The 12,030-nt window shown below is 52.6% G+C and carries 9 protein-coding genes and 1 tRNA gene; 3 read left to right on the forward strand and 7 right to left on the reverse strand.

Annotation, left to right across the window (positions count from 1 at the left end; all coding sequences use genetic code 11):
- Window positions 1-1,143: FprA family A-type flavoprotein (locus ACKI61_RS04755; RefSeq protein WP_407456631.1), on the forward strand; the 1,143-nt coding region annotated here is incomplete at its 5' end.
- 43 nt (window positions 1,144-1,186) lie between these two features.
- Here the strand turns inward: ACKI61_RS04755 and ACKI61_RS04760 are convergent.
- From ACKI61_RS04760 to ACKI61_RS04790, 7 genes are all read right to left on the reverse strand, one after another.
- Window positions 1,187-2,827 carry an NAD(P)H-hydrate dehydratase gene (locus ACKI61_RS04760; protein WP_407456632.1) on the reverse strand — a complete coding sequence of 547 codons (1,641 nt, stop codon included), beginning with the start codon at window positions 2,825-2,827 and terminating at the stop codon, window positions 1,187-1,189.
- A gap of 23 nt (window positions 2,828-2,850) precedes the next feature.
- Entirely contained in the window at window positions 2,851-3,768 is a 918-nt protein-coding gene (locus ACKI61_RS04765) for a porin family protein (protein WP_407456633.1), read from the reverse strand.
- 114 nt (window positions 3,769-3,882) lie between these two features.
- Window positions 3,883-4,809 carry a cysteine synthase A gene (gene cysK / locus ACKI61_RS04770; protein ID WP_407456634.1) on the reverse strand — a complete coding sequence of 309 codons (927 nt, stop codon included), beginning with the start codon at window positions 4,807-4,809 and terminating at the stop codon, window positions 3,883-3,885.
- Window positions 4,810-4,857: 48 nt separating this feature from the next.
- Window positions 4,858-6,144 carry an O-acetylhomoserine aminocarboxypropyltransferase/cysteine synthase family protein gene (locus tag ACKI61_RS04775; protein WP_407456635.1) on the reverse strand — a complete coding sequence of 429 codons (1,287 nt, stop codon included), beginning with the start codon at window positions 6,142-6,144 and terminating at the stop codon, window positions 4,858-4,860.
- 440 nt (window positions 6,145-6,584) lie between these two features.
- Window positions 6,585-6,657: transfer RNA gene (locus ACKI61_RS04780), tRNA-Gly, on the reverse strand.
- Between the two features lie 31 nt (window positions 6,658-6,688).
- The gene (locus tag ACKI61_RS04785) at window positions 6,689-7,669 is read right to left on the reverse strand and encodes an adenylate/guanylate cyclase domain-containing protein (protein WP_407456636.1); all 981 of its coding nucleotides are present in this window, start codon (window positions 7,667-7,669) and stop codon (window positions 6,689-6,691) included.
- Between the two features lie 103 nt (window positions 7,670-7,772).
- Complete coding sequence (locus ACKI61_RS04790; RefSeq protein WP_407456637.1) at window positions 7,773-7,916, reverse strand: hypothetical protein; 144 nt, start codon at window positions 7,914-7,916, stop codon at window positions 7,773-7,775.
- A 102-nt stretch (window positions 7,917-8,018) separates the two neighbouring features.
- Between ACKI61_RS04790 and hemW the strand changes: the two genes are divergently transcribed.
- Both hemW and ACKI61_RS04800 read left to right on the forward strand, forming a co-directional pair.
- A complete protein-coding gene (gene hemW / locus ACKI61_RS04795; protein WP_407456638.1) occupies window positions 8,019-9,176 on the forward strand; it encodes a radical SAM family heme chaperone HemW in 1,158 nt (385 codons plus the stop codon).
- A gap of 138 nt (window positions 9,177-9,314) precedes the next feature.
- Window positions 9,315-12,017, forward strand: coding sequence for a hypothetical protein (locus ACKI61_RS04800; protein WP_407456639.1), 2,703 nt, complete (start codon window positions 9,315-9,317; stop codon window positions 12,015-12,017).
- Window positions 12,018-12,030 lie beyond the last annotated feature (13 nt).

Genomic DNA, 12,030 nt, shown 5'->3' on the forward strand with positions numbered 1-12,030 from the left:
ACAAGCGACATCAAATACATCGGCGTAAATGACCACAAAGTAGACCTTTTTGAAGGACAGTATGTTGTGCCCAACGGCATGAGCTATAATTCCTATGTGATTCTGGACGACAAGATTGCCGTCATGGACACGGTGGACAAGAATTTCACCCACGAATGGCTGGACAATCTCGCTGAAGCGCTTGACGGCAGAAAGCCTGATTATCTCGTCGTTCAGCACATGGAGCCGGATCATTCCGCAAATATTGCCAATTTCTTATCGGTCTATCCGGATGCCGTTGTCGTCTCTTCCCAGAAAGCATTTGCCATGATGAAAAACTTCTTTGGCACGGATTATGAAGAGCGCAGAATCGTGGTCGGTGAAGGAAGCACGCTTTCCCTCGGAAAACACACCCTCACCTTCGTGACTGCGCCCATGGTTCACTGGCCGGAAGTCATTGTGACATATGATTCCCTGGACAAGGTGCTTTTCTCCGCCGACGGCTTTGGAAAATTCGGCGCGCTGGATGTGGAAGAGGACTGGGCGGGCGAAGCCCGCCGCTATTATATCGGCATCGTCGGAAAATACGGACCGCAGGTACAGGCGCTGCTTAAAAAAGCGGCGACTTTGGACATTCAGACCATTTGCCCGCTTCACGGCCCGGTGCTCACCGAAAACCTCGGCTACTACATCGACAAGTACAACACCTGGAGCAGCTACGCTCCCGAAGACAAGGGCGTGCTCGTGGCTTACGCCTCGATTTACGGCGGAACCAAGAAGGCCGCGGAATTGCTCGGCGAAAAGCTCAAGGCAGCCGGTGTCGAGAAAGTCGTGGTCTCTGACCTTGCCCGCAGCGACATGGCCGAAGTCATCGAAGACGCCTTCCGCTACGACCGCATGGTGGTGGCTGCTCCTACATATGATGCGGGCCTCTTCCCGGTGATGGAAGATTTCCTGAACCACCTGAAGGCGAAGAACTACAGCAACCGCAAGGTGGGTGTTGTCGAGAACGGGACGTGGGCTCCGATGGCCGCGAAGAAAATGACCGAAATCCTCGCCACGCTCAAGAACGTGACGCTTGCCGAAACGGTTGTGACGGTGAAGTCTACGCTCAGCGCCGAATCCGAAGCGGCACTCGACAAGCTGGTGGCGGAAATGGCGTAGTACGTCATTGCGAGCCCCTAAAAGGGGCGTGGCAATCCATGAATTAGCAGCCGAACGCAGTAGGCAACATTTCTATCACATCGCTTGGGAGCATGCCGAATGCTCCCATTTTTTTGCGCGTGAGTCTGCCCGCCTTCTGGTGTAGCAGCACGCCAAGCACGGCTGCTTCGGCTGCGGCAACTCCTTGCGACAGGAGCGCTACGATGATTCCGGTAAGGACATCTCCTGCGCCGCCCTTGGCAAGGCCGGAGTTGTGCGCGGGGATAATGTAGATGCGACCGTCAGGAATGGCGACATAGGTGGGGCATCCTTTCAGGACAATCGTAATCTTGAATTGCGTCGCGAATTGTCGCAGGTATTCGGGGTAGAAACTTTCATTAGACGGCAGCGGACCGAAGTTCCTTTCCCATTCGCGCTTATGCGGCGTGATGATGGCGTTTGCGGGGCCGCCTTCCATGCAGAAGAACGCGGAACCGCAGGCGTTAATGGCGTCGGCGTCGACGACGACAGGCGTCTGGAGTCCCGTCAGGAACATGCGGATGGCGTCCTGCGTTTCGGTATCGGTGCCGAGTCCGGGGCCAATCGCAATGGCGTTCTGGTGTTGGGTTGCATCTTGAAGCTGCATCAGGTGCATAATGGAGAGCTTGTCGGTCGAAGCATCTCCGATGCCACAGAATACTGGCTCGTCGAGCTTCGTCTGCAAAGCCGGAAGCAGCGCCTTCGGGGTGGCAAGCGTCACAAGGCCAGTACCGCTCCTGAGTGCCGACTTGGTGCAGAGTGCCGCGGCTCCGGTCATGTTGCCCGAGCCCGCTACAATCAGCGCGGTTCCTTGGCTGCGCTTGTCGCCGAAGTCGTTTCGGTCGGGCAGCAGCGCGGGAATCATCTTTTCAGTGGCCAGGAAAATCCCGTTGTTGATCTTGTCGATCAGGTCGTCTGGGTAGTCGAGCGGCTCGACCGTCACCTTGCCAAACACCCTGGCGCCTTCTTGCGTATAGGCGTCCAGTCGCGGGAGTCCGAAAAGGACTGTTTCTTCGGCTTCGATGCAGGGGAGTCCTGCGTGGTGCTCTGCGGAATCGTATCCGGTGGGGGCGTCTGCAGCAAGGATCGGAATACCCCAGTCGCTAATGGTGATGACTGCTCGTGCAAATGCGGGGCGCAGTTCGCCCGATGCCCCGTTTCCGAGCATGCAGTCGACGACCAGCGAAAACTGCGGCTTTTCCGGAAGGTTTCCGCTTATATAGATGAGCTTCCCGCCGTTCTTCTCAAAATCCTCGTAGGCGAGCGATGCTTCGTCCTTGAAAGTTTCGGGCTTTGCGAGCGAATACACCGTGCAGGGAATTCCCGCCACGATAAGGTTTGATGCGAGTGCGAGCCCGTCGCCGCCGTTGTTGCCGCCGCCGATGACAATGGCGACGGACTTTCTTTCGCGGTCTTCGCCGAGAAAGTTGCAGACTCTTCTGAACAGGGCAATGCCTGCCATCTTCATTAAGGAGTATCCGGCATCGATGGTAGAAGAGAATCCGTCACTGTCCGTTGAACTGGCATCGCTTTGCGTTCCCCAAAATGGTTGGAACCCATTGTTGGTGACACGGCTTCTCTTGGTGTCGCCATCTAGGAATCGCATGGCTTCGGCCGTAACGACCGGAGCGCATTCGCTATAAGACAAATTTGAAAGCAATTCCATTCTCTCGCCCCGAACTTTACTCTTTACATGAACAGGTAGCTGAGACCCACCTTGAACTTCATCATCTTCGCACCCTTCATGCTGACGATGGAGAAGTCTTCGTTTTCGAAGTTCTCGATGTCGTCAAGCGTCTTCACATCGGGGAAGAGTTCCATGAGACCCATGTAGTAGCGCAGGTCGATGAACAGTCCCTTGACGATGTTGAAACCGGCGCCTGCGGCAAGCCCGAAGGTGAAGCCGGTCTGTTCCACTTTTTCTTCGGTCTTGGCCTTGATGTCGAGAGTCTTGTTTTCAATGGGGTCAATGTCTGCGCCGCTGCTCAAGGAAATGTTGGCCTGCGGACCCGCGGTAATGTAGAACTTGTCTGCGACTACGCCACGGATGAGCAGGGGAATTTCCAAATCCAGACTGTGGTAGGTGCGGTCGTACTTTTCAAGATAGGTGTGGCTTGTGAGAATGTAGGCGATGTTGATTTCGGGTGCGAAGAAGAGGTTGTTGACCATCATCATCTTGAACATGATACCGCCTTCAAAACCGACGCCACGGGGTGTCTGGTCGATATCGTCGTCTTCTTCGCTGAATCCGTACATCATACCGTAGTCAAATGCACCGCGCACGCCGAAACCGAAACGGGACTCCGCAGCGCGGGATTGGACCGGTTCTTCGGCGGGAACTTCGCTTTGGGCGTTTTGGTTCGCTTGAGCGTAGTCGTTGTCCTGATTATTGACCTGGTTTGTAACCTGATTGTTGTTTTGAACTGTGCTTGCCTCGCTAGATTCTTCTTCCGGAGCTTCGCCGGCTTGGTCTTCAGCTTGAAATTCAGCCTGTTCCTGTTCGGTATACTGTTCTGCAGACTGATCCATGTCGTCAAAGTCGTCCTGAGCGAAGGCGACTGATGCTACCAACATGGTGCTTGCAACGAGTGTCCAAATTTTTTTCATATTCTCTCCAAACTAAGTTTAATTTTTAGATAAAATAGTATAAAATAAAAAGAAAGTCACCTACTAAAGGTGACTTTTCTTTAATTTGACACAAAGATCTCTTTATGGAACAGGTTATTCTGTGAAGAGAGCCGTAGAAAGGTAGCGGTCGCCGGTATCCGGAAGGAGCGCAACGATCGTCTTGCCCTTGTTTTCGGGGCGCTTCGCGAGTTCCTTGGCGGCCCAGAGTGCGGCACCAGAAGAAATGCCCACGAGCACGCCTTCCTTCTTGCCGATTTCGCGGCCGGCCTCGAAGGCGGCTTCGTTTTCGACTGCGATGACTTCGTCGTAGACCTTGGTGTTCAGGGTGTCAGGAACAAATCCTGCGCCGATTCCCTGGATCTTGTGTGCGCCTGCGACGCCCTTGGTGAGCACCGGAGAACTTGCGGGTTCCACGGCGACAACCTTCACGTTCGGATTCTTGCTCTTGAGGAATTCGCCAACGCCGGAGACGGTTCCACCCGTACCCACGCCGGCCACGAAGATGTCGACATTACCATCGGTGTCTTCCCAGATTTCGGGACCGGTGGTGGCCTTGTGGGCGGCCGGGTTTGCCGGGTTCACGAACTGGCCCGGAATAAAGCTGTTTGGGATTTCTTTGGCGAGTTCGTCTGCCTTGGCGATGGCGCCCTTCATACCCTTCGCACCTTCGGTGAGTACGAGTTCGGCACCATAGGCCTTCATGATCTGGCGGCGTTCCACGCTCATGGTTTCCGGCATCACGATGATGATGCGGTATCCGCGGGCGGCGGCAACGGAGGCAAGGCCGATACCGGTGTTACCCGAAGTCGGTTCGATGATGACAGCGCCCTTCTTGAGCTTGCCGCTCTTTTCGGCGTCGTCGAGCATCGCCTTTGCGATACGGTCCTTCACGGAACCGGCGGGGTTGAAGTATTCGAGCTTTGCAAGGATTTTTGCTCCGAGACCTTCTTCGATGTGGGTGAGTTCAAGAAGCGGAGTGTGGCCAATCAGCTGGTCTGCAGAAGTATAAATTTTTGACATGGTTTGAAGTCCTTTGTTAATAGTGAAAAATTAAAATTTTTTGTTTGCTTAGATGGCGTTCAGAGCCTGGTCGAGGTCGTTGATGATGTCTTCGTAGTGCTCGGTGCCGATGGAGAGGCGGATCGTGGCGGGGCTGATGCCTGCAGCGGCGAGCTCTTCCGGAGTGAGTTCCGAATGGGTCGTCGTGTAGGGGTGCACCACCAGGCTCTTCACGTCGGCCACGTTGGCAAGCAGGCTGAAAATTTTCAGGCTATCGATGAACTTGAAGGCTTCGGCTTGGCCACCCTTCACGTCGAACGTAAAGATGGAACCGCCGCCGTTCGGGAAATACTTCTGGTAAAGGGCGTGCTGCGGATGATCCGCGAAGCTCGGGTGGTTGACCTTTGCAACCTTCGGGTGCTTAGAGAGGAATTCGAGCACTTTCTTGGTATTTTCGACATGGCGGTCGAGGCGCAGCGAAAGGGTTTCGGTGCCCTGGAGCAGCAGGAAGGCGTTGAACGGGGAAATCGCGGCACCTTCGTCGCGCAGAAGGATTGCGCGGATGTAGACGATGAAGGCGGCTGCCCCTGCGGCTGCCGTGAAAGGCACACCGTAGCTCGGGTTCACTTCGGTGAACTGCGGGAACTTGCCGGATGCGGCCCAGTCGAACTTGCCGCCGTCTACGATGATGCCACCGAGAGTCGTACCATGTCCACCGATGAACTTGGTAGCGGAATGTACCACGATGTCTGCACCGTGTTCGAGCGGGCGGATCAGGTACGGGGTTCCGAAGGTGTTGTCGATGACGACCGGAATCCCTCGCTTGTGGGCGATTTCGGAAATAGCCTCGATGTCTGGGATGTCGGAGTTCGGGTTGCCGAGCGTTTCAATAAAGACGATCTTCGTGTTGTCCTTGATGGACTCTTCGACTTCCTTGAGGTTATGGATGTCGACGAAGGTCGTTTCGATGCCGAATGCGGGGAGCGTGTGTTGCAGGAGGTTGTAGGTTCCGCCGTAGATAGAACGCTGGGCCACCACGTGGTCGCCCTTGCGGGCAAGTGCCGTAATCGCGTAAGTGAGCGCCGCTGCACCGGAAGCAACGGCGAGACCTGCGATGCCACCTTCAAGGGCAGCGATGCGCTTTTCAAAGACATCCTGGGTGGTGTTGGTGAGTCGTCCGTAAATGTTGCCGGCGTCCTTCAGGTGGAATCGGTCGGACGCGTGCTGGGCGCTGTGGAACACGTAGGATGTGGTCTGATAAATAGGGACGGCGCGAGAATCAGTTGCGGGGTCCGCGGTTTCCTGCCCAACATGGAGCTGGAGTGTTTCAAAGTGGAGTTTGTTCTGTGTTGTCATGGTTTGAAGTCCTTTTTTATTTTGTTTTCGTCTAAGTTAGAACTTAAATCCTACCTTTTCAATAGGGAAGTGAAGGTAGTGGTCTTGATTTTACTTACAATTTTCTTACTAATAGATTTATCCTATACCTAAGGTATAGGGGGAGCCTATAGAACATGCGAAATGTGTTTTCAAGAGAGGGAAAAGCGTGCTAAACGAGTGTCGTCGTTAGTGGGAAAAGGGATGAAGCAAAGGAAAAGGGACTGCGGCTGCGCCAGTCCCCGCTTCGCGGCTGGCTTGCCGCCCTTCGGGCTTAACACTCACTTCGTTCGCGTTAAGCTCCAAATTCCTTTCACGGGCTTTGCCCACAAAGGAATTTGGTCGCACCCTCTTCTCGTTTCCGAGTCCCGTTCACGCGAATAAAAAAGAACGCCACCGTTAAGGTGGCGTTTCTTTTTTAGAGCGGGAAAAGGGACTCGGACCCTCGACCCCGACCTTGGCAAGGTCGTGCTCTACCAACTGAGCTATTCCCGCGGGGTAGCCCAATTATAGAATAATCGGGCGGCTATGTCAAGGGGAGGTGCAAAGAAAAAATCAAAATTCCATTTTTTTTGCCACGGAGTTCGAAAAATCCCGCCTTGACGCTTAAAAATCCGTGGGGGAGCGGGAGCGGCAGCTTCGCGAAAAGGTCTTCCGATATCAGGAAGTCCTGCCCCAGCTTGGAACAGAGCGTCTGAATCCTGGAGGTCGTGTTCAGTACGTCGCCGTGGTATGCCATTTCGCTTCCAAAATTTCCGACTTCGGTGGAAATCACCTTGCCGCAGTGCGCTGCCGCCTTAAACGCGGGAACAACGCCGTAGCGCTTCTTGAACTTGGGGGCGGTGCGTTCAAGGCATACGGTAAAGTCGTAGAAGCAGTCGATGGGTCGCGCCTTGCGTCTGCAGTCACTTGTCTTCCATGTTAAAAAGACTCCGTCGCCTGCAATCTGGTAAATTTCGCCGTGGTTTTCTTCGCAGCAGTTAGAAAGAAGCTTGTAGTAGTCACGGATAAAGTTGCTGTACTTGATATGCCCCAGTTCTTCTGCAATTTCGGTGGAATGTTTCATGTCGATGAACATGAATATCAGGTCCTCTTCCTTGGGATCCTGGTTCTTTCCGAGCAGGGTGTTGATGAACACGCGTGTCCCGAATTTTTTGTGGACTGACCTAACGAAGGTGATTAGGTGTCCTAGCAGGAACAGCACAAAGATCTGGATGTGATTGCTTGGCTGCTTGAAATAGTTCAGTACATGCTGTATCGCAGCTTCATTGATGAGCCCTTCGCTCTTATCGATGTCCCAGATTAAAATGCAGAGAGTCAAGTTCGCACAAATGCTTGCCAAGAAAAACCACGAGCGGATGATAAAGGCGGCAACCACGGGACGCTTGTCCATTTCGTCCTGTAGGATCATGACATCGTACATGGCGTGCGAAAGTCCAGTCAACAGGGACAGTTGCAGCATGAACAGTAGGTGCGTGGTGTCGATTCCGTTGCCGGAACCATACATTAAAAGAAGTGTCGTGCTTAGGGTGACTGTTACCCAAGTAATGATGTAAAAGCATATCGCTTTGCATTTACGTTGCGTAAGTCTGGTAATGGCCATAGCACCTTCAGTGGATAAACAGGGGAAGAGCCCAGATCATGGCGATGATGATGATGTCCTTGTAGGATTCATCGAGAAGGAGGGCTGATGCTAAGAAGAAAATGGCCGTGGACAATGTCAGAAAAATCAGGAGCGGGAGCCGCTTCTTCATTTTTTCAAGAAATTTGCTCTGATCTTTCTCATCCATACCCTCTATATAATCTAAATTTTGTCAAAAAGTTCACTTGTAATAAAATTTTCTGTTGTAAAAGAAATGTTTTGTGTCTACATTCACATCCCGTTTTGCAGAAAAGTTTGCGATTATTGCGATTTTCGCGTCATTCCTTCGCAAAAGAAGCTTTTTTCTGAATACGCGGATCTTGTTTGTAAGCAAATTGTATGTTTTGAAAGGCGGCATCCCGGGTTGCTTGCTTCAGCAAGGACCCTCTACCTGGGGGGTGGAACCCCTTCGGAACTGCCTCTGCCGTTAATCCAAAAAATTTTTCAGTGTCTTGAATCCGTGGGAGTCTGCGTTTCAAAGCTCTCCGAGGTCTCGATGGAGTTCAATCCCGAGTCTACAAACAAAGAAACTCTAGAGAATGCTTTGGATTTAGGAGTAAACCGCGTAAGCCTTGGGCTTCAGACATTTGATGCGGACCTCCTTTGTCGCGTGGGCAGGTCCCATTCAGTGCAGATGGGGCTTGACGCCCTGGAACTTTTGACGACGGCCCCGGTCCAGGTGAATGCGGACTTGATGTTTGATCTGCCGGGACAAACCGTGCAGAGCTTTCTAGAAGACGTTGACCGTCTCTCGGATTTTCCGCTTTCCCATATCAGCTTTTATGGATTGAATGTCTCGCCCCGTTCAAGGCTTGGGCACCGGATTTCCCGCGGAGATTTTTCGATAAACGAAGACCTCTACGAACCCATGTATCTAGGGGGTGTCGAAATACTTGAACGAAAAGGATTCTTGCGGTACGAAGTCTCGAACTTTGCGCGAGAGGGTTTTGAAAGCGTACACAACCGAAATTACTGGGATCGCGGAGAATATGCGGGCTTTGGGCCGGGTGCGCATAGCTTTGTGCAGGGTATGCGCTACAACGCTCCCGAAATATATCCCAGGTGGCGCGATTATGTTCAGGGTGGCTGTCCCGAGTCGTCCCTGTCGGTCGACGTAATGGACCGAGATTCGGTCGTCATGGAGACCCTTTGGCTCTCGCTTCGGCAGTCCAAGGGAATCTCTGCAGAAACCTTGCGCTCGCTAGGCATTTCGCTAGACGAAAAAGTTTGCCGCCACTGGGCGGACAAGGGCTTTATCTTGTACGAAAAACTTCCAAATTTCTTACAAAATTTAAGGCTTGTTGACCGTGGATGGATTTTTATGGACGATATTGTTACAGACCTTGCAAATTCTTATTCCAACTTGGAATAATCTAGTTTGGAAACGGGGTGAGATTCAAGTCACAGCCGTTTTTTTTGTAGTTCTATTCCGCAAAAAAAATCATATCTTTGAAATGTATGGTGTGCAAATATTTGTTTGCGTTTTTTTCGTATTCTGTTTGAGGTCGTCATGTGGTTCCTTAAGAGACATATTGCTTCGTTTGTAATGCTTTCGGTGACGCTTCTGTCGATGGGTGCTTTGGCTGCGGTTGACTGCCGCGACTACGACAATATCCCTGATAATCAGAAGGGGCTGTGCAAGTATTACCGTGTCCAGTCGACGGGGGCAAGACCTGTCCTTTTCACTGTGGATGAAGGTAAGCCGCTCAAGAGGGAAAACGCGAAGAAGAACGAACCGTTCTATGTCTACGCTCCCGATTTGAGTGCATCCCCCGACACCATCTACGCCTATCTGGATGCCGATGGCGAAGCGATTACGGAACCTCTTACACCGGTGGTGTCGTCCGCCGATGAAGGTATCGTGAAACTTGGCCTGAAGGATTCTTACGAATACTACAACTTCCGCCTGGGTACGGCGACAGACCTGACCGCAGATCCCAAGGTGAGCCTCATCTACAACTTCTACACCCCGACGCTTCGCTACTGGGTCGATGGCAAGAAGGTCAAGGACGGCTGGAAGCTTCCCGATGACATCAAGGTTCTCGATACCATTTCCGTCGAAGTGGAATTGGTCGTTCCAGTGGGCCCGCAGAAGGACAGCGTGGACAAGTTTGACAAGACGTTCTACATCTCTGTGGACGGCGATTGTGAAAATCTCGTGTTCCTCGACACGAACGGCATTGCAAAGAATGTCCTTGCCGACGGCACGTTCCGCGTGGATTTCAAGGACGGCTATGCCCGGTTCCTGGTGACGGCGACCAAGGCCATCAAGGACGGCTCAACCTTTACCCTGAATTCCTTCAAGGATTCGACCACCAAGGAATTCCTCTTGGTGGATCCGTTCCCCGGGGACCTCCGCTTCACGAATCCCGACATGCCGAGCCTCGACAACGCTGCTATCTACGATACCGACGGCGACGGCATTGGTGATAGCATTGCCACCTGGTACAGCGGCGCGACCGACTCCATGAAGGTGAAGGATTTCTTCTACAGCTGGCCAAGCGACAAGTCCTACGAGGAATACAGCGGCGATGTCAAGAAGAAAAAGGATGTTTACGGCTATCCTGATGTCGAAGTCAAGCTTCAGGGGAAAGATGCTAGTGGTGCCGTGAAAGCCTATGTGTGCTTCATCGGTGGTTGCGACACCTTGACGACCTCCCTTACCGACAGCATTGGGGCAGCCATCCAGTCGGCAACGCTTGTTCGCGGCGACGGCAAGACGGACACCTTGGTCGTCAAGTTCAACAAGAAGATGGATCAGACCTGGAAGTCCGGTCGGGGCTTGAAACTGAATGGTGACCCGATCGATGTGACGGCGATTTCCAAGGATGGTACGGAATGGAGATTTACAGTGAAGTCGGGTACGGTTTCCGTTGGCGACATGCTGAAGATCGAAACCGATACGGACGTGTGTCCTAAAATCTTGACTGCGGCCGACGGAATTCCGACGCGCAAGAACAATCAGGAAGTGCCCGTGCAGGATGCTGGACGTGTCTATGTGGACAACGAGAAGAACGGGTTCTACGACCGCGATGGTGACGGCCGTATGGACAGCGTCTCGGTGGGTTTCAAGATGCCCATCACCGAAAAGTCCCTGAAGGACATGGATATCGCCTTCTACTGGCTCAATGAAGATGGTGAACTCATGAAGATTGAACCGGACCCGTCAAAGTTCACCATCTCCGACGATGGCCTTGTGTTGGGTTACGCTATTAATGATCCTGAAAAGCTGGGTGTCATGAACATGCTGACCTGCATCGATTCGACTTACTCCAAGGATGAAAAGACCAATTACGGCTATGCCATGATCAGCAACAAGGAATTGAAGGACGGCAAGAAGGTGACGACCGAGGCGCTGGAATACAAGATGCACGACTACATGCCGCCGGTGATTTCTTCGACGTTTTTGAATCCGGAATCTTTCCAGCAGATGGAACCCGACAAGTTCAGGGTGACGTTCTCCGAAGCAATCGACTACAAGAATGTGGAACTGGGTGACGATTGCCTTGCCTTCTTTGTCAATGGCAAGTGGGAGCATTTCAGCCTGAGTTCTGCCGATTGGGATGAAGATGGCCGTGGCGTTACTTTGTTCATGGAAGCGGGTGAAGACCTTGCCGAACGCATGAATCCTGCCGATTCCGTCCGCTTCGACAACTTTAAAAGCGGCCTGCGCGACCGCGAAGGGAACAAGGTCTCGGAGAAGTCTCCTGCGGTGATGGTGGAAGGCGATCCGCGCGTGATCATGAAGACGATGTCAATGGCCGACTTGAACAAGGCCGAAGAACTGAGCGGTCGTGTGAAACCGTTTACGATTGAACATGTGAAGGATGCCAAGGCTGCATCTGACCAGACTTCGCTCGGTGTGCTGATGGACATTGGATTCTCGACGATTATGGACGAGGACTCGGTAGGTGCTTCAATTCCAAACATGGAGGAAATTGGACTCCACTGGGAACTCTATGTGTACACGAACCTGGGTGGCTATGTGGGCGGTGCCTCGGGCAACATTTCTTGCGATGACCCGTTCTTCGACGGCAACTGCCTTGAAAATCCGGACAAACTCTATGTACGCTGGAACATGCGCGCCGACAATGGCCGCAGGGTAGGTGTTGGAATTTATTTGGCAAAGTTTAAAATCAAAGTTTACGGAGCAAAGGAAGATTTTATGGTAGAAAGAATCTTTAGGTGGGGCATTTCTGCAAAGAAGCGCTAGCTAGGGAATCTTT

Origin of the sequence: Fibrobacter sp. (assembly GCF_045601785.1) — a bacterium.
Taxonomy (GTDB): domain Bacteria; phylum Fibrobacterota; class Fibrobacteria; order Fibrobacterales; family Fibrobacteraceae; genus Fibrobacter.